Below are 24,262 nucleotides of genomic sequence, written 5' to 3' on the forward strand. Positions count from 1 at the left end.
TTGTCGCAGCCTTCCTCACTAAACTCATCGATTCTACTGATAAGTTGGATTCGATTACATGGAACTTCTCTGCCCGGCCGGAAACCTTCCGGCGCTGAAGGCTGCCATTGAAAACGGCGCTGACGCGGTTTACATCGGTCTGAAAGATGAAACCAACGCCCGTCATTTTGCCGGACTGAACTTCACCGATAAACGCCTGCAGGAAGCGGCAAATTATGTGCATCAGCGCAGGCGTAAGCTGCACGTCGCCATTAATACCTTTGCCCATCCTGACGGTTTCAACCGCTGGCAGCGCGCCGTGGATATGGCCGCCCACGCCGGAGCCGATGCTTTAATCCTGGCAGATATCGCCATGCTGGCGTATGCCGCCGAGCGATATCCCCATATTGAGCGTCATGTTTCCGTGCAGGCTTCCGCGACCAATGCCGCCGCGTTGCGCTTTTACCAGCGTAACTTCGATGTGGCACGCGTGGTATTGCCGCGCGTGCTATCGATGCATCAGGTGCGCCAGCTGGCACGCGACACGGCGGTTGCGCTGGAAGTTTTTGCCTTTGGCAGCCTGTGCATCATGGCCGAGGGGCGCTGCTATCTCTCCTCTTATCTCACCGGCGAGTCACCGAATACCGTGGGTGCCTGCTCTCCTGCGCGCTTTGTACGCTGGCAGCAGACGCCTGCCGGGCTGGAGTCGCGCCTGAATGAGGTGCTGATCGACCGTTATGGTGCCGGTGAAAACGCGGGCTATCCTACGCTGTGCAAAGGGCGCTACAAGGTGGCAGAAACGCCTTATCACGCGCTGGAAGAGCCCACCAGCCTGAATACCCTTGCGCTGCTGCCGGCGCTGCTGGCGGCCAATATTGCCTCGGTAAAAATTGAGGGCCGCCAGCGCAGCCCGGCCTACGTTGAACAGGTGACGCGCATCTGGCGCCAGGCCATTGACCGCTGCCAAGCCGACCCGGCCAATTACGCGCCGCAGCCGCAGTGGATGACGGCACTCAGTGCGCTGAGCGAAGGCACGCAGACCACCCTTGGCGCCTATCACCGCCAGTGGCAGTAGGAGATCGGTATGAAATATTCCCTCGGGCCGGTGCTGTGGTACTGGCCGAAAGAGACGCTGCAGGCGTTTTACCAGGCCGCAGCGCACAGTGAGGCAGAGATTATCTACCTTGGCGAATCGGTGTGCAGCAAGCGCCGCAGTACTAAAGCAGCCGACTGGCTGGCGATGGCGAAAGATCTGGCCGCCGCTGGCAAGCAGGTGGTGCTCAGCACCCTGGCGCTGGTGCAGTCACCTTCCGAGCTGACGGAGCTGAAGCGCTATGTGGATAACGGCGAGTTTCTGATTGAGGCGAACGACGTCGGCGCCGTCACCCTGGCCTGCGATGCGGGCGTGCCCTTTGTTGCCGGGCCTGCGCTGAATATCTACAACGCGGTGACGCTGCAGCTGCTGCTGAAAATGGGCATGATGCGCTGGTGCATGCCGGTCGAGCTGTCGCGAGACTGGCTGGCGCAGCTGCTGCTGCAGTGCGACGAACTGGGGATCCGCCGGCAGTTTGAAGTCGAGGTGCTGAGCTATGGCTATCTGCCGCTGGCGTACTCTGCGCGCTGTTTTAGCGCCCGCGCCGAAAACCGCAGTAAGGACGAGTGCCAGACCTGCTGTATTGACTACCCGCACGGGCGGCAGGTGCGCACCCAGGAGGATCAGCCGGTGTTTGTGCTGAACGGTATTCAGACCATGAGCGGCTACTGCTACAACCTGGGTAACGATCTGCTGTCGATGCAGGGGCTGGTGGATATTGTGCGCCTGTCGCCGCAGGGAGATGACACGCTGGCAATGATCGAGCGCTTTCGCGCCAATGAAACCGGCAGGCAGCCGCTGAGCCTGGCGCGATCGGCCGACTGCAACGGCTACTGGCAGCGGGTGGCGGGGCTAGAGTTGGTGGAGTAACTACGCCGTCTGTACGGGCGGGGCATGCCGCCGCCCCTACTCATATTCATGTAGGGGCCGGGCATGCCACCGCCCCTAATCATATTCATGTAGGGGTCGGGCGTGCGCCGCCCCTAATCATATTCATGTAGGGGTCGGGCGTGCGCCGCCCCTAATCATATTCATGTAGGGGTCGGGCATGCCCGACCCACCGTCAATGGCGACGATCGAGGTAGTCGCGCAGCTTTCCGACCCCCATCCCCAGTACCGTATAGACCACCGCCATGATCAGCAGCATCACCACATCTTGACTCACTTCGCTAAGCGGCAGCCCCATCTGATTTACCCCGGCAATCATCCGCGTGCCCCAGGTTGAGGGCAGCATCATCGAAATGCCGCGTACCCAGTCTGGCATCGACTGCACCGGCCACAGCGTGCCGGAAAGGTAGTAGACCGGGGTGGTAATAAACGACAGCGAAAAGTAGATGCGCTCTACCTCACGCAGGCACTCGGTCACCAGCTTCGCCAGGCCCAGCACCGCCAGCTGGAACGGGAACGTCAGCATCAGTAGCTCGGGGATGCTGGCCGTTTGCCGATAGCCCAGTACCCAAGGCCACAGGGCAAACAGCACGATAGAAAGAAACAGCCAGATGGGGATCAGCGCGGAGAGCGTGCCTAGCGTCACCGGCAGGGGTAAGGGCCCCTGGCTGCGCAGCGTCATGCTGACGCGCACGCCGGCAATCAGCAGCGAGTGCTGCAGCAGCATCACCAGCAGGCCGGGAAAGACAATCGCTGCAAAGCTGATCCCCGGGTTAAACACATCGATGGCCTGGCCAATAAATGGCGTCAGCACCACCGTAGCCTGCCGTTCGCTAAAACCCGCCATCATCATCAGCTTGAGATTGTAGCGCCCTAAAACCTGCTGCCAGGCGGCCATGACATCCTGCTGGATCTGACCATTCGCCAGGCGGTTGGTGGCATCTCCGTAGACCGGCAGCGTGACCTCTTTCCCTGCCAACATCTTCTGTTCCATATCCTGCGGCAGAATAATCACCGCAAACAGTTTGCGCAGGCCAAGGTCGCTGAGCGCCTGCGGCAGGCTGCTGTAGGCCACGTTGGTGATTTTCGGCGTAGCATCAAGCTGGCGAGTCAGCATTCTGCTGGCCGGGCTGTGGTCCATATCGATCACCGCAACGGGCAGATCCCAGACGCTGTGATTGAGATACACCGTACTCATCAGGCAGAGCGAACAGAGCAGCATCATCCACATCGGTTTTTGCAGTAGCCCGCTGAGCGTTGTGGTGAAGGCCTGCCACCACAGCCTCACTGCATCTCCTCCGGCGTTGCCAGACGGCGGAACAGGCGTTTACGCACCAATAGCGCCACAGCCAGCGGATAGACCAGCAGCAGCAGGCAGACGCTGGCCACCGGTTTTCCCGGAACGTCGCGCAGGAACAGATCAAACATGGCATACAGCGCGTGGGTGAGCGGCTCCAGATTGGAGATCAGCTGAGCCGGCCACGGCATCGACAGCTCCGGCATTGCCGTGCCGGAAAATGTCAGGGCAATGCTGACCATAATCCCCATCATCATATAGGCGGTGATCGCACTCCCGGTGAAGCTAAATAGCAGGATGCCGAGGCTTTGCGCCGCCATGACGTAGAAGAAAGCCACGCACAGAATATAGAAGGGGTTTCCCACCACCCGCGCGCTGAATACGCCGACCAGCAGGGCGATTTCGCTCACCAGCAGCACCGTGTAGCACAAGGTGTAAGGGGCCAGCTTACCGAGCAGCGCCATAGCAAAATGCCGTTGGTAAATCAGCGGCCGGCTGCGTGCCAGCACGTAGATCATGCAGGTGACGGCGAACAGCTGCACCATATGAATACTGGCGGCGAACTGCTGATAGTAGATATAGCTGCCGCTGGCGTTAAACAGGCTGTCATAAGCCAGCGTTGCGTGGGGTAGCGCTGGCATTGCCCGCCCGGTGGCCGCCGCCAGCACCGGCTGATACTGCGCATTCAGCGTACTGACCAGCCCGGCGAAATCCTGCGTCGAGTAAAAGCCCGCGCCATAAAACAGCGCGTTGTAGTAGAGCGTGACGCGCGGCTGCCGACCCGCCAGCGTATCGGCTTCGAAAAATGGCGGGATCAACAGCACGGCATACGCCTGTGCCTGGCGTAATTTCTCCAGCGCTTGCGGCTCACCGCCGGCATCCTGGCTGACATCGGCATGCGAGCCTGCATTCAGATTGCGTATCAGCGTGCGCGATAGCGTGCTGTGATCCTGATCGACCGCCGCCACCGGCAGATCCATCAGCGATCCCTCGGAGAAATCGCTGGCAATCAGGGCGAACAGCAGCAGCGGAAAACACCAGCCCAGCCAGTGGAACACCGGTTTACGCCAGGCAACGCGGACTTCACGACTGAAGGCGTGGCCAAATGCCCACAGCCCGTCTTTTACGTCTGCCATGACCACAGGGCACTCATTCCCTGACGCAGGCCTTCAACCGGCGTGAGTGGGTAAAGCCGCACCTCAAAGGTTTTGAGGTCAAAATCCCCGGTGGCGCGCGTGGCGCGTTTGGTCGCGTAGTCGCCGAGCGGCGCGATATAGCGCACCTCCGCCTCGATCACCCGATTATTCAGCGCCGGGACGCGAATGCGTATTTTATCGCCCTTGCGCACGTGAGCGAGAATGTCCTCGCGCAGATTAAATGTGAACCAGGCGGTGGGCAGCTCGATCAGCGTCAGCAGCGGGCTGCCTGCATTAAGTAATTCCCCGCGCTCAGCCGGGATTGGCCCTACCTCCCCCGCTACCGGGGCATGCACCACCAGTTCATCGCTCTGGGCTTTAATCTCCAGCAGGTTCTGCTCTGCCTGGCGCAGCTGTGCCAGATAGGCTTCACGCTGCTCGATGCGATCGCCATTTACCCCCTGATCGAGATTAGCCCGCGCCGCCTGCACCTGCTGCCAGGCACCGTCGCGCGCCTGGCGGGCATTATCCAGCTGTTCGGCGGAGATATAGCCCTTCTGCGCCACGCTCAGATCGCGCTGCCAGGTGGACTGGGCATCACGCCAGGTCGCCTGAGCCTGTTGCAGCAATGCTTTCAGGTTACGAACCGTTTCTTCACGGGTGCCGTTCAGGGAGAGGTCTAACGTCGCCTGCGCCTGGTCACGCGCCGCTTCGGCAGCCTTAAGCTGGGCAATCAGTTCGGGGGCATCCAGCACGATGAGAGACTGCCCGGCGCTGACATCGTCGCCGCGCCGTACCCGCTTCTCCACCACGCGCCCTTTCGCTTTTGAGGAGACGATCACTTCGGTGGCATCGACTTCTCCCTGCAACAGCAGGTCGTGATTATGCGCGCGGATAAGGACGGCCAGAGCGATGCCTGAAATGATAATCAGCAGGGTAAAAAAGGCTCTTTTTTTCATCGAAAAGCCCCTGAAATCAGTCGCTTCAGGGCGTTACTGAGGCAAAGCATTGCAATATCCTTCGCAAAGAAAGTCCAGGTTATCAGCAATATACTCGCTCGCCGGTGGCGATTTTTGTTGTTTAACCACTTTGCGGCGCGGCCGGGGGAGGGAAACCGAGTAAATAATGCGGTTTAATTATGCTGGCAGTTAGGTAATACTTTATTTAACTAGCAGCCTAATTAATCGCCGAACGTTTTAGCAAAAGTGCTGCGAACGGACAATTACAGCGGCAGAAGATCCCGTAGCCTGTAATTTTGCACATGGCGCACTCCCGGCCGTTAGACAAAGTGAGCAACTATGCCTGATAAGAAAAATGTACCGTTGTCGGTACTCGACCTTGCCCCGATCCCGCAGGGACGTTCTCCTCGCGATGCCTTCCACGCTTCACTCGCGCTGGCACAGCAGTCAGAGAAACTCGGTTTTCACCGCTACTGGCTGGCCGAACACCATAATATGACCGGGATCGCCAGCGCCGCCACCTCGGTACTGATCGGCTATCTGGCGGCCAATACCGATACGCTGCGCTTAGGCTCTGGCGGCGTGATGCTGCCCAACCATGCGCCGCTGGTGATTGCCGAGCAGTTCGGCACGCTGGAGTCGCTCTATCCCGGCCGTATCGATCTGGGGCTTGGCCGTGCGCCGGGTTCAGACCAGCGCACCATGATGGCCCTGCGCCGCCATATGGCCGGCCACGTCGACAATTTTCCGGCCGATGTCGCTGAGCTGATCCGCTGGTTCGATGCGCCCGAAGACGAGCCCGCGCCGCCGGTGCAGCCCGTTCCCGGTACCGGACTGAAAATTCCGGTCTGGCTGCTCGGCTCCAGCCTGTATAGCGCGCAGCTCTCGGCTCAGATGGGGCTGCCGTTTGCCTTTGCCTCCCACTTTGCTCCTGAAATGCTGATGCAGGCGCTGCACCTCTACCGCGAGAACTTCAAGCCGTCAGAACGGCTGGCTAAACCGTATGCCATGGTATGCGTCAACGTGGTAGCGGCCGACAGCGAGCGTGATGCGCGCTTCCTGTTTACCTCCATGCAGCAGCAGTTCATCAATTTGCGCCGCGGCAAACCCGGCCCGCTGCCGGCTCCGGTAGAAAACATGGATAACCTGTGGTCGCCGTCCGAACAGTATGGCGTTCAGCAGGCGTTGAGCATGTCGGTGGTCGGTGATAAAGAGAAGGTACGTCACGGCCTTGCGGCGCTGATGCGCGAAACGCAGGCGGATGAGATTATGGTGAATGGCCAGATCTTTGACAGCCAGGCGCGGCTCTACTCTTTCGAGCTGGCGATGCAGGCGCGTAATTCACTTTAGTGATTAGTGAATAAAGGTCGAGGCATGCCTCGACCCTACGTAAACTGCAGGCATAAAAAAACCAGCCCGAAGGCTGGTTTTATATTTTGCGTCAGTGATTATGCATCACGACGACGAGTTGGCGCTGCGCCAGTGTCTTCACGACGTGGGCCGCGTGATGGGCCGCCTGGGCGACGCTCACCGCTACGCTCGTTGCTGAAGCGACGACCGCCTTCTGCACCACGACCACCTTCACGACCTGCACCAGCGCCGAAGCCACCGCGTGCCGGGCCGCCTGGACGACGTTCGCCGCCACGGTCGTTGCTGCGTGGAACCGCATCACCAATCAGCTGCATGTTCATCGGCTTGTTCAGAATACGCGTGCGGGTGAAATGCGACAGCACATCGCCCGGCATGCCTTTCGGCAGCTCGATGGTAGAGTGCGTACCGAACAGCTTGATGTTACCAATGTAGCGGCTGCTGATGTCGCCTTCGTTAGCGATAGCGCCAACGATATGACGCACTTCAACACCGTCATCACGGCCAACTTCAATACGGTAAACTTCCATATCGCCAACGTCACGACGTTCACGGCGTGGACGGTCACCGGCAGCTTCGCTACGTGGTTCACGTGGGCCACGCTCTGGACGGTCACCACGACCGCCTTCACGACGCTCGTCACGGTCACGGAACTGGCTGCGTGGGCGCTGTGGCGCATCAGCAGGCACGATCAGTGGACGTTCGCCCTGAGCCATTTTCAGCAGTGCTGCGGCCAGCGTTTCAATATCCAGCTCATCTTCCGGCTGCATTTTAGCCAGCAGTGCGCGGTACTGTTCCAGATCGCTGCTTTCCAGCTGCTGCTGAACTTTAGCGGCGAACTTAGCCAGACGACGCTCACCCAGCAGTTCTGCGTTAGGCAGTTCAACTTCTGGAATAGTCAGCTTCATGGTGCGTTCAATGTTACGCAGCAGACGACGCTCGCGGTTCTCAACGAACAGCAGCGCGCGGCCAGCACGACCAGCACGACCGGTACGGCCGATGCGGTGCACGTAAGATTCGGCATCCATAGGGATATCGTAGTTAACAACCAGGCTGATACGCTCAACGTCCAGACCACGTGCCGCAACGTCGGTCGCGATCAGGATGTCCAGACGACCATCTTTCAGGCGCTCCAGCGTCTGCTCACGCAGTGCCTGGTTCATGTCACCGTTCAGTGCAGCACTGTTGTAACCGCTACGCTCCAGCGCTTCGGCCACTTCCAGCGTGGCGTTTTTCGTACGCACGAAGATGATAGCAGCATCAAAATCTTCAGCTTCCAGGAATCGGGTCAGTGCATCAGTTTTACGGCCGTAGGCAGTCCAGTAGCTCTGGCTGATGTCCGGGCGCGTAGTCATGCTTGACTGAATACGCACTTCCTGAGGATCTTTCATGAAGCGTTTAGTAATACGACGAATCGCTTCTGGCATGGTAGCCGAGAACAGCGCGGTCTGATGACCTTCTGGGATCTGCGCCATGATGGTTTCAACGTCTTCGATGAAGCCCATACGCAGCATTTCATCAGCTTCGTCCAGCACCAGGCCGCGCAGGTTAGACAGATCTAACGTGCCGCGCTTCAGGTGGTCAAGCAGACGGCCAGGGGTACCCACAACAACCTGTGGTCCCTGACGCAGTGCGCGCAGCTGCACGTCGTAACGCTGGCCGCCGTACAGGGCAACCACGTTCAGGCCACGCATGTGTTTCGCGAATTCGGTCATGGCTTCAGCAACCTGAACCGCCAGTTCGCGGGTCGGTGCCAGCACCAGAATCTGTGGTGCTTTAACAGTTGGGTCAATGTTATGCAGCAGCGGCAGAGAGAAAGCCGCCGTTTTTCCGCTACCGGTCTGTGCCATACCCAGCACGTCACGGCCCGCCAGCAGATGAGGAATACACTCAAGCTGGATTGGGGAAGGCTTCACGTAGCCCATACCGTTCAGTGATTCAAGGATGTCGGCGTTCAGGCCAAGGTCAGCAAAAGTAGTTTGGATATCAGTCATGTAGTACACGTGCCTCGTAGATTGCGGCGGCCAGTCTACATAACTCGTCGTGAAAATTTTCAGTCATTTTCATCAAAAAGTGTGAACCGGCTCAAATTAGTGGTTTCGACGAACAAAAAGGCCCTCATCCGCTAAGATGATGACTTTTCGAAAATTCGGGCAATAAAAGTTCGTCAGCTATTGCTGGTCAGATTCTGATAAATCGTCTTGTGTCTGGCCGAGTAGCGCCAGCTCCAACAATGCATATCGATGCTCAACAAAGTTGTGAACGTTGTTGGCGACCGTCAGCTTGAACAACGCTTCTGCGTTGTCCTTCTCCCCCAGACTTAGGTAGTACTTACCTAAATAGAAGTTGGTTTCACTGAGATGTTCAGCGAGCGAGGTGTTATCCGTTGCGTCTGCCTGGAGCCTTTCCATCAGCGTTTTTTCACTGATGTCACCCAGGTAGAACTCGACAATATTCCATCCCCATTGGTCCTTAACCGCTTTGTCGTAACGCTGTTTCAGCGAAACTTTGGCCTGGTCTGCGTTGATCTCACGTTCTGTGAGATACAGCCACAGGCTGCGGAAGGGATCGTTAGGATCGTCTTGATAAAACGCCAGCAGATCATCTTGCGCCAGTTTAAATCTTCCGCCGTAATACAGGGCGATACCACGATTTAAACGCGCATAATTGTAAGTTGGATCAAGCTCAAGTACAGAATCGAACGCTTCATAGGCAGCATCAAAATTGCCTGCCTGCGTTAAATAAATGCCTAAGTAATTGAATACTTCAGGCATATCGGGTCTGATAGACAGCGCTTGTGAAAAATCATTCCGCGCCAGTGCTCTCAAACCCAAACTATCATACAACACTCCGCGCTCATATAACAGCTGTGCGCGTTCATCATCGGTCAATGACCGACTGGCAAGTATTTGTTCCATGCGAGCGAGAATGACTTCCTGTTGCAGCGTAGGCTGCAAAGGGACTGCCAAAACTTCGTTCTTACGCCAATCGGTGTTGCTGCATCCTGCCAGCGTTAAAGCTGTCGCAACAATACACCAGCGCAAAAATGGCTTCATTTCCCACTCCTGAAAACAAACATTGGGATGCACATCCTGTCATCCGCCTGCCATGCACAAGGCCATCCCGCCCTCGCGTTCAAACAATTCCCCGCACCGGCTGGCGCGGGGAACTCAATGGTGATGCGCTTATTCTGCTTCAGGCGTTGCCGCTGACGCTTCTGGAGCTGCTTCAGGCTGAGCCTGCTCGCTGGCTTCTTTGATGCTCAGGCGTACACGGCCCTGACGGTCAACTTCCAACACTTTTACTGGAACTTCCTGACCCATCGCCAGATAGTCAGTCACTTTTTCTACGCGCTTGTCAGCGATCTGAGAAATGTGTACCAGACCTTCTTTACCGCCACCGATTGCGACGAAGGCACCGAAGTCAACGATGCGGGTCACTTTACCGTTGTAGATACGGCCTACTTCGATTTCTGCGGTGATCTCTTCGATACGACGAATCGCGAACTTCGCTTTGTCGCCGTCGGTTGCTGCGATTTTCACAGTACCGTCATCTTCGATTTCGATGGTAGTGCCAGTCTCTTCTGTCAGCGCACGGATAACCGAGCCACCTTTACCGATTACGTCTTTGATCTTATCAACGCTGATCTTGATGGTGTGGATGCGTGGAGCAAACTGAGAGATGTCGCCACGCGGCGTGCTGATAGCCTGTTCCATCACGCTGAGGATGTGCAGACGCGCGCCCTTAGCCTGGTTCAGTGCTTCATGCATGATTTCGCGGGTGATACCTTCAATTTTGATGTCCATCTGCAGCGCGGTGATACCTTCACGGCTACCGGCTACTTTGAAGTCCATGTCGCCGAGGTGATCTTCGTCGCCGAGGATATCGGACAGTACAACAAAGTTGTTTTCGTCTTTGACCAGGCCCATCGCGATACCGGCTACGGCAGCTTTGATTGGTACGCCTGCATCCATCAGTGCCAGAGAAGCACCGCAAACAGACGCCATTGAAGACGAGCCGTTTGATTCAGTGATTTCAGACACGACACGCACGGTGTATGGGAACGCATCGCCTTTAGGCATCACTGCCAGCACGCCGCGTTTCGCCAGACGACCGTGACCAATTTCACGACGCTTCGGTGAACCAACCATGCCGGTTTCGCCGACAGAGTATGGAGGGAAGTTGTAGTGGAACAGGAAGTTGTCGGTACGCTCGCCCATCAGCTCATCAAGGTTCTGCGCATCACGGGCAGTACCCAGAGTTGCCGTCACCAGCGCCTGAGTTTCACCACGGGTGAACAGCGCAGAGCCGTGAGTACGTGGCAGTACGCCAGTGCGCACGTCCAGACCACGGATCATGTCTTTTTCGCGACCGTCGATGCGTGGCTCACCGCGCAGGATGCGGCTACGAACCACATTTTTTTCCAGCGTGTGAAGGATGTCGCTGATTTCGCCAGCGTCCAGCGCTTCGTCTTCAGCCAGCAGTGCAGCGGTGGTTTCAGATTTGATCACGTCAACCTGAGCGTAACGCTCCTGTTTTTCGGTGATGCGGTAAGCATCGCTCAGGCGAGATTCCGCCAGTGCAGCGATACGACCATGTAAAGCTTCGTTTACAGCTTCTGGCTGCCAGTCCCAACGAGGTTTACCGGCAACGGCGACCAGTTCGTTGATGGTGTCGATAACGATCTGCTGCTGCTCGTGGCCAAACACCACTGCGCCCAGCATCTGGTCTTCGCTCAACAGCTCAGCTTCAGATTCCACCATCAGAACAGCGGCTTTAGTACCTGCAACCACCAGGTCCAGCTTGCTCTCTTTCAGCTCATCGGTAGTTGGGTTCAGTACGTACTGGTCGTTCAGGTAACCGACGCGCGCAGCACCGATTGGACCGTTGAACGGCAGGCCAGACAGCGCCAGCGCTGCAGAAGCACCGATCAGGGCAACGATATCCGGGTTAACCTGTGGGTTAACGGAAACCACGGTCGCGATAACCTGTACTTCGTTGACGAAACCTTCCGGGAACAGTGGGCGCAGCGGGCGGTCAATCAGACGTGAAGTCAGGGTCTCGCCTTCGCTTGGGCGGCCTTCACGACGGAAGAAGCTGCCTGGGATACGACCAGCAGCGTAAGTACGCTCCTGATAGTTAACGGTCAGCGGGAAGAAATCCTGACCTGGTTTTGCATTTTTACGGCCTACAACAGTTACGAACACCGCAGTGTCGTCCATGCTTACCATGACAGCAGCTGTTGCCTGGCGAGCCATCATACCGGTCTCAATAGTGACGGTATGCTGACCATACTGGAATTTTTTAACGATCGGATTCAGCAAAATTATTTCCTTAACATCAGGGCGGGTAGTTTTTTATACCGGCCGTGGATTTCCGATCTTCATTTTTGCATCCTCGCGACTAATGACAACCCTAATCCCCAATGGGACAAAGCCTCTCATTAGCCGCGCGAACCTCTGCAACTGAAGATCACACCCAGCAACAATACAATAGTTTGCGCATAATTGCTGCCGCTTGCGTGAAAAAAGGGGCCATAAAGGCCCCTTCCAGCGAATCTCGCACAGGTTGTCCGGTTTCCCCACTTTTCTGCCAGATTGCTCTGATAGCGTGGCGGGACAACCCGTAAGACTTAGCGACGCAGACCCAGACGCTCGATCAGGCTGGTGTAGCGTGCAACGTCTTTACGCTTCAGGTAATCCAGCAGCTTACGACGCTGAGATACCATGCGCAGCAGGCCACGACGGCTGTGGTGGTCTTTCTTGTGCTCAGAGAAGTGACCCTGCAGATGGTTAATCTGTGCGGTCAGCAGAGCAACCTGAACTTCGGTAGAACCACTGTCGTTTGCGCCGCGACCGAAATCAGCAACGATTTGTGCTTTAGATTCAACACTTAGAGACATGATACAACTCCAAATTAAAAGATAAATGTACAGGCGCCGATCTCTAATTCAGCAACCCAGTGTAAAGCCGCGCCATTCTACTCTGCGCGCCACTTAATCGCAAATGGCTAGTCGGAATATTCTACAACCAGGCGGCGCGGTGCCACGCGTCCATCGTCAGCAATTTCTGCCATGCCGATAAACTTGTGCTCGTCACCCTCAGTCACGCGAACCAGCCCGCTGGCCGGCGCGCCTGCTGCCTGAACCGGCATGCCCTGCTTGAAGTAAGCGGCAACCGAGCTCAGCAGGTTAACCACCGGGTATTCCGCCGCCGGGCTGTCCATCGGCATCAGCAGTGCATCCAGCAGCTCCGCCGGGGCTTTCTCCTGACGATGAGCCTCTTCCGCCAGCTCCTGCAACTGTTCCAGCGTCACCATCTTTTCAATGGGATAGGTGGCAACCTGTAAGCGGCGCAGATAGGTCACGTGTGCACCACAGCCCAGCTTCTCGCCGAGATCGTCGATAATGGTGCGGATGTAGGTGCCTTTCGACACGTGAATTTCCAACTCCAGCTCATCCCCTTCATGGCGGATAAACAGCAGCTCGTAAACCACGATACGGCGTGATTCACGCGGCACTTCAATGCCTTCTCGCGCATATTCATACAGCTTGCGCCCCTGGTACTTCAGGGCCGAATACATCGACGGCACCTGCTGGGTCTCACCACGGAAACTCTCCAGCGCCTGCTCCAGCATATCAGCGCTGAAGGTAACCGGACGCTCGCTGACCACGATGCCATCGGCATCAGATGTATCCGTGCGCTGCCCGAGGCGGGCAATCACCCGGTAACGCTTGTCGGACTCCAGCAGATACTGGGAAAACTTAGTCGCTTCCCCAAGGCAGATCGGCAGCATGCCGGTTGCCAGCGGATCCAGCGCACCGGTATGACCGGCACGGTTGGCGTTATACAGGCGTTTGACTTTCTGCAGCGCGTCGTTGGAGGACAATCCGCTAGATTTATCCAGCAACAGTACGCCGTGAATATCGCGACCGCGACGACGAGGACGACTCATTACTCTGCTTTGCCTTCTTGCTCTTCATCTTCTGCCGGGCCACGGCGCTCTTCATCGTTTCTGACGACGTTGGTCACCAGGTTCGACATACGCATCCCTTCAACCAGCGAGTTATCGTAGAAGAAGGTCAGCTCTGGCACGATGCGCAGGCGCATCGCTTTGCCCAGCAGGGTACGGATGTAGCCTGAGGCATCGCCCAGCGCACGCAGGCCAGCTTTGATTGCCGCTTCATCTTTGTCGTTGAGGAAGGTCACGAACACTTTGGCATAGGCCAGGTCGCGTGATACATCAACGCCAGAAACCGTCACCATCATGCCGAGGCGCGGATCTTTAATCTCGCGCTGCAGGATCATTGCGATCTCCTTTTGCAGCTCCTGTGAAACACGCTGCGGGCGACCGAATTCTTTCGCCATAATTATTCTCTCCAAATAATTTGGGAGGCCAGAAGCCTCCCAAATACAGTCAATTATGAAAAGTGACTATTAATCAATGGTACGCTGGATTTCGATAATTTCGAAGACTTCGATCATATCGCCAACACGCACATCGTTGTAGTTCTTCACGCCGATACCACATTCCATGCCGTTACGGACTTCGTTAACGTCATCTTTGAAGCGGCGCAGAGATTCCAGCTCGCCTTCGTAGATAACCACGTTGTCACGCAGTACGCGGATTGGGTTGTGACGTTTGATGTTACCTTCAGTCACCATACAACCGGCGATAGCACCAAATTTCGGTGATTTGAACACATCACGTACCGCAGCCAGACCAATGATCTGCTGTTTGTACTCAGGTGCCAGCATACCGCTCATCGCTGCTTTCACTTCGTCAATCAGATTATAGATGACGGAGTAGTAACGCAGATCCAGGCTTTCAGAATCAATCACGCGGCGCGCAGAAGCATCGGCACGAACGTTGAAGCCAACCAGGATTGCGTTAGACGCAGCGGCCAGAGTGGCGTCGGTTTCAGTGATACCGCCCACGCCAGAACCGATGATTTTCACTTTCACTTCATCAGTAGAAAGCTTCATCAGGGACTCGGAGATCGCTTCGACAGAACCCTGTACGTCAGCTTTCAGCACGATGTTCAGCTCGGAAACTTCGCCTTCGGTCATGTTAGCAAACATGTTTTCCAGCTTAGATTTCTGCTGACGCGCCAGCTTAACTTCACGGAATTTGCCCTGACGATACAGCGCAACTTCACGGGCTTTCTTCTCGTCACGTACCACGGTCGCTTCATCGCCCGCTGCCGGAACACCGGACAGGCCGAGGATCTCAACCGGGATAGATGGACCCGCAGTCATCACTTCGCGGCCCAGCTCGTCACGCATCGCACGCACACGGCCATACTCGAAGCCGCACAGTACGATATCGCCTTTGTTCAGCGTACCTTCACGTACCAGCACGGTAGCAACCGGACCACGACCTTTATCCAGGAAGGATTCGATAACCACACCGCTTGCCATACCCTGGCGAACTGCGCTCAGCTCCAGAACTTCAGCCTGCAGCAGGATAACGTTCAGCAGGTCGTCGATACCGGTACCGGCTTTTGCAGAAACGTTGACGAACATGTTCTCGCCGCCCCACTCTTCCGGGATGATCCCGTACTGAGTCAGTTCGTTTTTAACACGATCCGGATCGGCTTCTGGCTTATCGCACTTGTTCACTGCAACGACAACCGGCACTTTGGCCGCTTTGGCGTGCTGAATAGCTTCGATAGTCTGTGGCATCACGCCATCGTCTGCTGCAACAACCAGGATAACGATATCCGTTGCCTGAGCACCACGTGCACGCATTGAAGTAAACGCTGCGTGGCCCGGGGTATCCAGGAAGGTCACCATACCGTTGTCGGTTTCAACGTGGTATGCACCGATGTGCTGAGTAATGCCGCCCGCTTCGCCAGAGGCGACTTTGGTCGAACGGATATAGTCCAGCAGAGAGGTTTTACCATGGTCAACGTGACCCATGATGGTGACAACCGGCGCACGGGATTCGTGAACGGCATCGGTATCACGATCGCTCATTACCGCTTCTTCCAGCTCATTCTCGCGGCGCAGCGTCACTTTGTGACCCATCTCTTCCGCGACCAGCTGGGCAGTTTCCTGATCGATAACCTGGTTGATGGTCGCCATTGCGCCCATTTTCATCATCGCTTTGATGACCTGGGAACCTTTGACTGCCATCTTGTTAGCCAGCTCAGCTACGGTAACAGTTTCGCCGATAATGACGTCACGGTTAACCGCCTGAACAGGCTTGTTGAAGCTCTGCTGCAGGGTGCTTGGCTTACGCTTGCCGCCTTTACCGCCGCGAACCTGCGCACGCGCTTCTTCACGGTCAGTTTTCGCTTCAGAATGCTTGTTGCCTTTCTTGCGAACCGGGGCTTTGGCTGGGCGTACCGCAGTGCGAGTGCGACGGTCACCTTCAACCTGAGCGTCGTTTTCGTCTTCTGCAGCACGGGCGTGAGTTGAAGTGGTGACGTGGTAATCAGAGGTGTCTTCAACCTCTTTAACTTGCGCCCACTCTTCACCTCGTTCGGCCGCCATTTTGCGAGCTTCTTCGGCTACGCGCTTCGCTTCTTCTTCGATCTTGCGATGCGCTTCTTCTTCAGCTTTACGCTTCAGTTCTGCCGCTTCCGCTTCACGGCGGGCTTTGTCGGACTGGGAAGCCCGGGTGGTATCGTCGGTATGTTGATTGCTCACTTTATCTTTTTCCGCTGCTTCACGTTTGGCTTTATCAGCTGCCTCACGCTTGGCCTGCTCCTCGGCTTCACGCTTCGCTTTGTCTTGAGCTGCGCGCTGGGCTTGTTCTTCAGCCTCGCGACGAGCCAGTTCTTCCGCTTCACGCTCTGCCTGGGCTTCTGCTTCTGCCTGTTCAGCATCAGCCGGATCGCCTTTTACATAAGTGCGTTTTTTGCGGACTTCGATTTGCACCGACTTACTTTTGCCCCCGGTGCCTGGAACACTTAATGTGCTGCGCGTCTTGCGCTGCAAAGTCAGCTTACCAGATCCGCCGCCATGATCGCGATTCAGATGGGTAAGTAATGTCTCTTTCTCGTGCTGGGTAACAGAGTCGGTTTCAGACTTTTGGATCCCTGCATCAGCAAATTGCTGTACCAGGCGTTCTACCGGTGTCTGAATCTCTGCGGCCAGCGATTTTACGGTTACATCTGTCGTCATGCTGTTCCTTCCTGCTACAGTTTATTACGCGTCGTCGCCGAACCAGCAGATATTTCGTGCAGCCATAATCAGCTCACCAGCCCGCTCATCGCTCAGGCCATCAATATCTGACAGGTCGTCAACACCCTGCTCGGCAAGATCTTCCAGCGTGCAAACGCCTTTTGCCGCCAGCTTAAAGGCCATCTCACGCTCCAGACCTTCCAGACCTAACAGGTCATCCGCCGGTTTGGTATCGCCGAGGCTCTCTTCTTTTGCCAGTGCCAGGGTGGTCAACGCGTTTTTAGCCCGGTCGCGCAACGCTTCTACCGTGTCTTCATCCAGACCGTCGATTTCCAACAGCTCGTTGATTGGCACGTAAGCCAACTCTTCGAGAGAGGAGAAGCCCTCTTCTACCAGTACGGTAGCAAAGTCTTCATCGATATCGAGGTGTTTGGTGAAGACATCAATGGCAGCATGAGCTTCAGCCTGATGCTTAGCCTGCAGGTCGTCGACCGTCATCACGTTCAGATCCCAGCCACTCAGCTGAGAAGCCAGACGCACGTTTTGGCCATTACGGCCGATCGCCTGAGCCAGATTTCCGGCTTCTACAGCGATATCCATGGTGTGATTATCTTCATCCACCACGATAGAGGCGACATCCGCAGGGGCCATTGCGTTGATCACGAACTGCGCAGGATTATCATCCCACAGCACGATATCAATACGCTCGCCACCCAGTTCACTGGATACCGCCTGAACACGCGCACCACGCATACCTACGCAGGCGCCGACCGGGTCGATACGCTTGTCGTTGGTTTTCACGGCGATCTTAGCTCGGGAGCCTGGATCGCGCGCAGCGGCTTTAATTTCTAACACTTCTTCAGCAATTTCCGGCACTTCAATGCGGAATAGTTCGATCAGCATTTCCGGTTTGGAACGGCTAACGAACAGCTGAGCACCACGCGCTTCAGGGCGCACGGCGTAAAGTACGCCACGGATACGGTCACCCGGGCGGAAGTTTTCACGTGGCAGCATATCTTCACGAATGATCACGGCTTCCGCGTTGGTGTTAGAACCATCGTTTGGACGCACTTCAAGCGAGATATTGTCGCGGTTTACTTTCTTCACCACGCCGGTGATGATTTCGCCTTCCTGCTCACGGAACTGATCAACCACCATCGCACGCTCTGCTTCGCGCACTTTCTGCACGATAACCTGCTTGGCAGTTTGCGTGGTGATACGGTCAAAGGTCACAGACTCAATCTGATCTTCAACGAAGCCACCGAGTCCGAGAGTTTCATCTTCGAACTGTGCCGCATCCAGCGTAATTTCGCGGGTAGGCATGGTGACTTCATCAACAATCAGCCAACGGCGGAAGGTATCGAAATCGCCACTTTTGCGATCGATGCTGACGCGAACGTCAATTTCCTGCTCGTATTTTTTCTTGGTGGCTGTGGCCAGCGCGCTCTCCAGCGCTTCGAAAATCTTCTCGCGTGGGAGGGACTTCTCATTAGAGACCGCTTCTACAACAGCTAAGATTTCTTTGTTCATCCTGGTATGCCTCAATCCGGACTTTTAAAAGTGGGGAACCAGGTTCGCCTTCTGGATGTTGCTCAGCGCGAACACTTCGTCGTTACCCTCAACGGCAACAGTGATCATCTCACCTTCCACAGATTTGATGATGCCCTGCCATTTGCGTCGGTTCTGAACCGCCATACGCAGAACCAGGCTCACTTCTTCGCCAGTAAATCGTACGTAATGCTCTGCGGTAAACATTGGACGGTCAAGGCCAGGCGAGGAGACTTCGAGGTTGTAAGCCACGGTGATCGGGTCTTCGACGTCAAATACCGCACTGACCTGGTGGCTCACATCAGCACAATCATCAACATTGATGCCATCTTCACTATCAATATAGATGCGCAAGGTGGATGTGCGACCGCGTACAAACTCAATACCAACCAGTTCGTAGCCTAGCGCTTCTACCGGTGCTGAGATCAGCTCTGTTAATTTTTGCTCTAATGTGGACAATCCCACCCCCAAGACGTAAAAAAAGGGCCTATAGCCCAGTGATGCTGCTTCCTGATAACAAAAAACCCCGAAAATTCGGGGCTTAATGTCACTGGACCCTGTAAACCGCCAAAGGCGGCTCGGCACAGTCCAAAAGAATTTTTTTCAAAATCGCTGCAGTGCGCCATTAAGTAGTGCAAACAGTATATTTGAAAAAGAACTCTAAGGGAAAGTGGTTGCGGGGGCCGGATTTGAACCGACGACCTTCGGGTTATGAGCCCGACGAGCTACCAGGCTGCTCCACCCCGCGTCCGAATACTACGCAAAACTTGCATAAATTGCAAGCACAACTGAGATTTGGTACCGAGGACGGGACTTGAACCCGTAAGCCCATGCGGGCACTACCACCTCAAGGTAGCGTGTCTACCAATTCCACCACCACGGCACTAAAGAGGCGACTTTTTTATTTCTGTCGCGTCGAAACGGTTACTGCTTACTGCTTACTGCGGGATATCGTTGCCCGGCGCTGCCGGTTTAGCTGGCGTAGTCTGTTGGGACTGCGCTGGCTGGGTCAGATTTTCCCACTCGCTTCCTTTCTGAGTTTTGTTGCTGTTGATGTTACCCAGAACCAGACTGATAATGAAGAACAGGGTCGCCAGCACTGCAGTCATACGGGTCATGAAGTTACCAGAACCGTTAGAACCGAACAGCGTACCAGAAGCGCCTGCACCAAATGATGCTCCCATATCAGCGCCTTTACCTTGCTGCAGCATGATCAGACCTACAAGGCCCAGCGCTACAATAAGGAAAACAACTAAAAGAGCTTCGTACATAATCAACCTTGTTCCTTGCGCGTTAACCGCACATCAAAAGCTTCAAACCAGTTAGTCTTGATAAGCAGGTAACAACCTACCTATGAAGCGGGTGTGAATACTAACCAAAGGCGCCCGCACGTGCAAGAGCAATTTCATAGGCTGCTGCTGAGTGCGGAAAAAATCAGCAAAGCGCTCTATTTACGTGCGAACGAGGGAGAAACAGTGCAAATCATCAGCACGGGGCGACCGGAAAAAAGGTCGCCCCCTGGATAAATCGGTTGCGGCGTTAAACCGCTTTTACCGCATCGGCAATGCGGTGCGCCAGCGCGGTGACCTGCGCTTCGTCCTCGCCTTCCACCATCACGCGGATCAGCGGTTCGGTGCCGGATTTACGTAGCAGCACGCGGCCACGGCCTTTCAGCTCGGCCTCCACTTCTGCCGTGACGGCTTTCACCGTGGCATCTTCCAGAGGATCGTGGCTACCGCTAAAGCGTACATTGACCAGAATCTGCGGCAGCAGTTTCATGCCGCTGCACAGGTCATGCAGGCTCATATGGTTACGCACCATCGCGGTCAGCACCTGCAGGCCGGCCACAATACCGTCACCGGTGGTGGTTTTGTCCAGCAGAATGACGTGCCCGGAATTTTCAGCGCCAAGACGCCAGCCCTTCTCTTTCAGCTTCTCCAGTACGTAACGGTCGCCGACCTTGGCACGCGCAAACGGAATACCAAGCTGCTTCAGCGCCAGCTCCAGGCCCATATTGCTCATCAGCGTACCCACCACGCCGCCGCGCAGCTGGCCCTGACGCAGACCTTCGCGCGCGATCAGATAGAGGATCTGGTCGCCATCCACTTTTTGACCAAGGTGGTCAACCATCATGATGCGGTCGCCGTCACCGTCGTAGGCCAGACCCACGTCAGCTTTCTCTGCCAGCACCCGCTCCTGCAACAGACGCAGGTCGGTCGCACCGCACTCTTTGTTAATGTTCATGCCGTCCGGCTGCACGCCGATAGCAATCACCGTCGCACCCAGTTCACGCAGCACGTTAGGGGCGATGTGATAGGTGGCACCGTTAGCGCAGTCGACCACAATTTTCAGGCCGTTCAGGCTCAGTTCGCTCGGGAAAGTCCCTTTGCAGAACTCAATGTAGCGCCCGGCAGCATCGACAATACGACTGGCTCGACCCAGCGCGGCGGACTCGACGCAGGTGATCGGCTTTTCCATCTCGGCTTCAATCGCCTCTTCCACGTCGTCCGGCAGCTTGGTGCCCTCGGTGGAGAAGAATTTAATGCCGTTATCGTCGAACGGGTTATGCGAGGCGGAAATCACAATCCCAGCCTCAGCACGGAAAGTACGGGTCAGATAAGCAACCGCAGGGGTCGGCATCGGGCCGGTAAATGCCGCAGAGAGTCCGGCTGCGGCAAGGCCTGCTTCCAGCGCGGATTCCAGCATGTAGCCAGAAATACGCGTGTCTTTACCAATGATGATTTTCTTCGAGCCGTGGCGCGCCAGCACCTTGCCTGCAGCAAAACCCAATTTCAGCACAAAATCAGGCGTGATTGGCGATTCACCCACTTTGCCGCGGATGCCGTCGGTACCAAAATACTTGCGGTTACTCATAGTGTTATTCTTCCCTTGCGGACTGTGTAGCTTCGACGACGCGCATCGCTTCTACGGTTTCTTTCACATCGTGTACGCGCAAAATATGGGCGCCCTGCATTGCCGCAATCACCGCGCAGGCCAGGCTGCCGGTCAGGCGCTGCGAAGGGCCTACATTGAGTAACTGTCCAATCATACTTTTGCGCGACATGCCGACTAACAGTGGCAGCCCAAAGCGATGATAATCGGCCAGATGCGCCAGTAACTGATAGTTGTGCGACAGATTCTTACCGAAACCGAAACCCGGGTCGAGTAGCAACTGCGATTTTTTGATCCCGGCCGCTTCGCAACGGGCGATATGTTCAACAAAGAACTGATCCACATCGCGCAAAACATTATGGTATTGCGGCGACTGCTGCATGGTTTTCGGCTCCCCCTGCATATGCATCAGGCACACCGGCAGCCCGGTCTCTACCGCCGCGGCCAGCGCGCCCGGCTCCTGCAGAGAGCGGATATCGTTGATGATATGGGCGCCAACGCGCGCCGATTCGCGGATCACCTCGGGCTTCGACGTATCCACAGAGATCCACACTTCAAAGCGCTGAGCGATAGCCTCAACCACCGGAATAACACGCTCCAGCTCCTGCTCCACGCTAACGTCAGCAGCGCCCGGGCGGGTTGATTCCCCCCCCACATCAATAATGGTCGCACCGGCGTTGATCATCTCATTGGCATGGGTCAGTGCCTGAATCAATTCGTTATGTTTGCCGCCATCAGAAAAAGAGTCGGGGGTGACGTTCAGAATCCCCATAACGTGAGGATGAGAAAGGTCGAGCACGGAATCTCTGGCGTACAGCTTCATGACGAATGGTCTCCGGTTAACAAGTCTATATCCGTCATACTTGAAGCTGCATCTGTGTTGGCTGCGTTTGCTCGCCTTGATGCAGTTCCAATTATTTGGGATATAAAAAAACCCCGGTCAGCGCCGGGGTTTCGATTATAACAGCTTACTGCGGCAAAATTACTTGTCGCCGAACTGCTCGGACATGGTGTTGCCTGGGTTTGGCGTACGCGGTTCATCGACCGGACGCGGCGCCTTAGGCGTGCCGTTATTGTCTGAGCTGTTGCTGCTACCAGAGTCTTCCCAACCCGCTGGCGGACGCACTTCGCGGCGTGCCATCAGGTCGTCGATCTGTGGAGCATCAATGGTTTCATACTTCATCAGCGCGTCTTTCATCGCGTGAAGGATGTCCATGTTCTCACCAAGCAGGACACGGGCACGCTTGTAGTTCACTTCTACCAGTGACTTAACTTCCTGGTCGATGATACGCGCGGTTTCGTCAGACATATGCTTAGCTTTCGCCACGGATCGGCCGAGGAACACCTCGCCATCTTCTTCTGCATACAGCAACGGACCGAGTTTCTCAGAGAAGCCCCACTGCGTAACCATGTTACGTGCGATCGAAGTAGCGACTTTGATGTCGTTCGACGCGCCGGTAGAAACATGTTCCACACCGTAGATAATCTCTTCCGCCAGACGGCCGCCGTACAGGGTGGAGATCTGACTTTCCAGTTTCTGACGGCTGGCGCTGATGGCGTCGCCTTCAGGCAGGAAGAAGGTCACACCCAGAGCGCGTCCACGTGGAATAATCGTCACTTTATGTACCGGGTCATGCTCAGGAACCAGAACGGCCGATGATGGCATGGCCTGCTTCGTGATACGCGGTAGACTCTTTCTGTGCTTCGGTCATCACCATGGAGCGACGTTCCGCACCCATCATGATTTTGTCTTTGGCTTTTTCAAACTCTACCATCGACACCACACGCTTGTTACCACGTGCCGCGAACAGAGCAGCTTCGTTGACCAGGTTAGCCAGGTCAGCACCGGAGAAGCCAGGCGTACCGCGCGCAATGATTGCCGCATCGATATCCGTCGCCAGCGGTACACGGCGCATATGCACTTTCAGGATCTGCTCACGTCCGCGAACATCCGGCAGACCAACGACAACCTGACGGTCAAAACGGCCCGGACGCAGCAGCGCAGGGTCGAGTACGTCAGGACGGTTAGTTGCGGCGATAACGATGATGCCTTCATTGCCTTCGAAGCCGTCCATCTCAACCAGCATCTGGTTCAACGTCTGCTCACGCTCATCGTGACCACCACCTAAACCGGCACCGCGCTGACGGCCAACGGCATCGATCTCATCGATAAAGATGATGCACGGCGCGGCTTTCTTAGCCTGTTCGAACATGTCGCGCACACGAGATGCACCCACACCAACAAACATTTCAACGAAGTCAGAACCGGAAATGGTAAAGAAAGGCACTTTTGCTTCACCGGCAATCGCTTTTGCCAGCAGGGTTTTACCGGTACCCGGAGGACCGACCATCAGCACGCCTTTCGGAATTTTACCGCCGAGTTTCTGGAAGCGGCTTGGCTCGCGCAGGTATTCAACCAGCTCGCTCACTTCCTCTTTGGCTTCGTCACAACCGGCAACATCGCCAAAGGTTGTTTTGATTTGATCTTCTGTCAGCATGCGGGCCTTGCTCTTGCCGAAGGACATCGCGCCCTTTCCGCCGCCGCCCTGCATCTGACGCATAAAGAAGATCCAGACACCGATAAGAAGCAGCATAGGGAACCAGGAAATGAAGATTGAAGCCAGCAGGCTCGGCTCTTCTGGTGGTTCACCCACTACTTTTACATTTTTAGTCAACAGGTTATCGAGTAACTTGGGGTCGTTGACGGGGATGTAGGTCGTATATCGATTACTGTCTTTTTTGGTTACGTTAATCTCACGCCCGTTAATACGTGCCTCGCGGACCTGATCCTGGTTCACTTCAGACAGGAAGGTTGAATAATCAACCCTACGGCCATTCGACTCGCTGGGCCCAAAGCTCTGGAATACAGACATCAGCACGACTGCGATGACTAACCAAAGAATTAGGTTTTTCGCCATGTCACTCAAGGGATTAACCTCATATTACAACTGTGTTAACAGACAGCGTAGGGT

The 24,262-nt window shown here is 55.8% G+C and carries 19 protein-coding genes, 2 tRNA genes and 1 pseudogene; 3 read left to right on the forward strand and 19 right to left on the reverse strand.

The features are described from left to right. Window positions 1-58: 58 nt before the first annotated feature. Window positions 59-1,054 (forward strand): ubiquinone anaerobic biosynthesis protein UbiU, encoded by a 996-nt coding sequence (gene ubiU, locus ACLI4M_RS07035; RefSeq protein WP_133622617.1) that lies wholly within the window; start codon window positions 59-61, stop codon window positions 1,052-1,054. Window positions 1,055-1,063: 9 nt separating this feature from the next. Further along, a complete protein-coding gene (locus ACLI4M_RS07040; protein ID WP_133622616.1) occupies window positions 1,064-1,942 on the forward strand; it encodes a U32 family peptidase in 879 nt (292 codons plus the stop codon). A gap of 193 nt (window positions 1,943-2,135) precedes the next feature. Here ACLI4M_RS07040 and ACLI4M_RS07045 read toward each other — a convergent pair whose 3' ends face one another. From ACLI4M_RS07045 to ACLI4M_RS07055, 3 genes are read right to left on the reverse strand one after another with little or no spacing between them, the layout of a single operon-like run. Beyond that, the gene (locus ACLI4M_RS07045) at window positions 2,136-3,248 is read right to left on the reverse strand and encodes an ABC transporter permease (RefSeq protein ID WP_133622615.1); all 1,113 of its coding nucleotides are present in this window, start codon (window positions 3,246-3,248) and stop codon (window positions 2,136-2,138) included. After that, window positions 3,245-4,393, reverse strand: a complete 1,149-nt coding sequence (locus ACLI4M_RS07050) for an ABC transporter permease (protein ID WP_133622614.1) — start codon at window positions 4,391-4,393, stop codon at window positions 3,245-3,247. The genes ACLI4M_RS07045 and ACLI4M_RS07050 overlap by 4 nt, the downstream gene beginning before the upstream one ends. After that, window positions 4,381-5,352 carry an HlyD family secretion protein gene (locus ACLI4M_RS07055; protein ID WP_133622613.1) on the reverse strand — a complete coding sequence of 324 codons (972 nt, stop codon included), beginning with the start codon at window positions 5,350-5,352 and terminating at the stop codon, window positions 4,381-4,383. The genes ACLI4M_RS07050 and ACLI4M_RS07055 overlap by 13 nt, the downstream gene beginning before the upstream one ends. A 339-nt stretch (window positions 5,353-5,691) precedes the next feature. Here ACLI4M_RS07055 and ACLI4M_RS07060 point away from each other — a divergent pair, with 339 nt between their 5' ends. Further along, a complete protein-coding gene (locus ACLI4M_RS07060) occupies window positions 5,692-6,702 on the forward strand; it encodes a luciferase-like monooxygenase (RefSeq protein WP_133622612.1) in 1,011 nt (336 codons plus the stop codon). A gap of 98 nt (window positions 6,703-6,800) precedes the next feature. Here the strand turns inward: ACLI4M_RS07060 and ACLI4M_RS07065 are convergent, their stop codons facing one another. From ACLI4M_RS07065 to ftsH, 16 genes and pseudogenes are all read right to left on the reverse strand, one after another. Continuing rightward, window positions 6,801-8,714, reverse strand: coding sequence for a DEAD/DEAH family ATP-dependent RNA helicase (locus ACLI4M_RS07065; RefSeq protein WP_062818065.1), 1,914 nt, complete (start codon window positions 8,712-8,714; stop codon window positions 6,801-6,803). After that, on the reverse strand, window positions 8,707-8,787 hold the full coding sequence (gene yrbN, locus ACLI4M_RS07070) for a protein YrbN (RefSeq protein WP_099753987.1): 81 nt from the start codon (window positions 8,785-8,787) through the stop codon (window positions 8,707-8,709). Before yrbN ends, ACLI4M_RS07065 begins: the two co-directional genes overlap by 8 nt. Before the next feature lie 104 nt (window positions 8,788-8,891). After that, complete coding sequence (gene nlpI / locus ACLI4M_RS07075; RefSeq protein WP_133622611.1) at window positions 8,892-9,776, reverse strand: lipoprotein NlpI; 885 nt, start codon at window positions 9,774-9,776, stop codon at window positions 8,892-8,894. Window positions 9,777-9,905: 129 nt separating this feature from the next. Beyond that, window positions 9,906-12,044, reverse strand: coding sequence for a polyribonucleotide nucleotidyltransferase (pnp, locus tag ACLI4M_RS07080; protein ID WP_099753986.1), 2,139 nt, complete (start codon window positions 12,042-12,044; stop codon window positions 9,906-9,908). Window positions 12,045-12,352: 308 nt separating this feature from the next. Beyond that, a complete protein-coding gene (rpsO, locus tag ACLI4M_RS07085) occupies window positions 12,353-12,622 on the reverse strand; it encodes a 30S ribosomal protein S15 (protein WP_048914493.1) in 270 nt (89 codons plus the stop codon). A gap of 107 nt (window positions 12,623-12,729) precedes the next feature. Then, entirely contained in the window at window positions 12,730-13,674 is a 945-nt protein-coding gene (gene truB, locus ACLI4M_RS07090) for a tRNA pseudouridine(55) synthase TruB (protein ID WP_048914492.1), read from the reverse strand. Then, complete coding sequence (gene rbfA / locus ACLI4M_RS07095) at window positions 13,674-14,087, reverse strand: 30S ribosome-binding factor RbfA (protein WP_048914491.1); 414 nt, start codon at window positions 14,085-14,087, stop codon at window positions 13,674-13,676. Before rbfA ends, truB begins: the two co-directional genes overlap by 1 nt. Before the next feature lie 69 nt (window positions 14,088-14,156). Further along, entirely contained in the window at window positions 14,157-16,850 is a 2,694-nt protein-coding gene (gene infB, locus ACLI4M_RS07100; RefSeq protein WP_048914490.1) for a translation initiation factor IF-2, read from the reverse strand. A gap of 24 nt (window positions 16,851-16,874) precedes the next feature. Continuing rightward, window positions 16,875-18,380 carry a transcription termination factor NusA gene (gene nusA, locus ACLI4M_RS07105; protein ID WP_048914489.1) on the reverse strand — a complete coding sequence of 502 codons (1,506 nt, stop codon included), beginning with the start codon at window positions 18,378-18,380 and terminating at the stop codon, window positions 16,875-16,877. Window positions 18,381-18,404: 24 nt separating this feature from the next. After that, on the reverse strand, window positions 18,405-18,857 hold the full coding sequence (rimP, locus tag ACLI4M_RS07110) for a ribosome maturation factor RimP (protein ID WP_048914488.1): 453 nt from the start codon (window positions 18,855-18,857) through the stop codon (window positions 18,405-18,407). Between the two features lie 212 nt (window positions 18,858-19,069). Next, a tRNA-Met gene (locus ACLI4M_RS07115) sits at window positions 19,070-19,146 on the reverse strand. Window positions 19,147-19,194: 48 nt separating this feature from the next. Continuing rightward, window positions 19,195-19,281: transfer RNA gene (locus ACLI4M_RS07120), tRNA-Leu, on the reverse strand. A 55-nt stretch (window positions 19,282-19,336) separates the two neighbouring features. Then, the gene (secG, locus tag ACLI4M_RS07125; RefSeq protein ID WP_048914487.1) at window positions 19,337-19,669 is read right to left on the reverse strand and encodes a preprotein translocase subunit SecG; all 333 of its coding nucleotides are present in this window, start codon (window positions 19,667-19,669) and stop codon (window positions 19,337-19,339) included. A gap of 268 nt (window positions 19,670-19,937) precedes the next feature. Beyond that, a complete protein-coding gene (gene glmM / locus ACLI4M_RS07130; protein ID WP_099753985.1) occupies window positions 19,938-21,272 on the reverse strand; it encodes a phosphoglucosamine mutase in 1,335 nt (444 codons plus the stop codon). 4 nt (window positions 21,273-21,276) lie between these two features. Continuing rightward, window positions 21,277-22,113: a dihydropteroate synthase gene (gene folP / locus ACLI4M_RS07135; RefSeq protein ID WP_133622610.1), complete on the reverse strand. Its 837-nt coding sequence runs from the start codon at window positions 22,111-22,113 to the stop codon at window positions 21,277-21,279. Window positions 22,114-22,272: 159 nt separating this feature from the next. Further along, window positions 22,273-24,208, reverse strand: a pseudogene (ftsH, locus tag ACLI4M_RS07140) (ATP-dependent zinc metalloprotease FtsH). Window positions 24,209-24,262 lie beyond the last annotated feature (54 nt).

The organism is Erwinia sp. LJJL01, from assembly GCF_047300805.2.
Classification (GTDB): domain Bacteria; phylum Pseudomonadota; class Gammaproteobacteria; order Enterobacterales; family Enterobacteriaceae; genus Erwinia; species Erwinia aphidicola.

Coding starts and splice junctions, on each gene's coding strand:
- glmM (WP_099753985.1), bottom strand. CDS start 21,272: ATGAGTAACCGCAAGTATTTTGGTACCGACGGCATCCGCGGCAAAGTG.
- ubiU (WP_133622617.1), top strand. CDS start 59: ATGGAACTTCTCTGCCCGGCCGGAAACCTTCCGGCGCTGAAGGCTGCC.
- infB (WP_048914490.1), bottom strand. CDS start 16,850: ATGACGACAGATGTAACCGTAAAATCGCTGGCCGCAGAGATTCAGACA.
- folP (WP_133622610.1), bottom strand. CDS start 22,113: ATGAAGCTGTACGCCAGAGATTCCGTGCTCGACCTTTCTCATCCTCAC.
- secG (WP_048914487.1), bottom strand. CDS start 19,669: ATGTACGAAGCTCTTTTAGTTGTTTTCCTTATTGTAGCGCTGGGCCTT.
- rbfA (WP_048914491.1), bottom strand. CDS start 14,087: ATGGCGAAAGAATTCGGTCGCCCGCAGCGTGTTTCACAGGAGCTGCAA.
- ACLI4M_RS07065 (WP_062818065.1), bottom strand. CDS start 8,714: ATGACTGATATCCAAACTACTTTTGCTGACCTTGGCCTGAACGCCGAC.
- yrbN (WP_099753987.1), bottom strand. CDS start 8,787: ATGAAAATGACTGAAAATTTTCACGACGAGTTATGTAGACTGGCCGCC.
- truB (WP_048914492.1), bottom strand. CDS start 13,674: ATGAGTCGTCCTCGTCGTCGCGGTCGCGATATTCACGGCGTACTGTTG.
- ACLI4M_RS07040 (WP_133622616.1), top strand. CDS start 1,064: ATGAAATATTCCCTCGGGCCGGTGCTGTGGTACTGGCCGAAAGAGACG.
- ACLI4M_RS07055 (WP_133622613.1), bottom strand. CDS start 5,352: ATGAAAAAAAGAGCCTTTTTTACCCTGCTGATTATCATTTCAGGCATC.
- rpsO (WP_048914493.1), bottom strand. CDS start 12,622: ATGTCTCTAAGTGTTGAATCTAAAGCACAAATCGTTGCTGATTTCGGT.
- nlpI (WP_133622611.1), bottom strand. CDS start 9,776: ATGAAGCCATTTTTGCGCTGGTGTATTGTTGCGACAGCTTTAACGCTG.
- nusA (WP_048914489.1), bottom strand. CDS start 18,380: ATGAACAAAGAAATCTTAGCTGTTGTAGAAGCGGTCTCTAATGAGAAG.
- ACLI4M_RS07060 (WP_133622612.1), top strand. CDS start 5,692: ATGCCTGATAAGAAAAATGTACCGTTGTCGGTACTCGACCTTGCCCCG.
- ACLI4M_RS07050 (WP_133622614.1), bottom strand. CDS start 4,393: ATGGCAGACGTAAAAGACGGGCTGTGGGCATTTGGCCACGCCTTCAGT.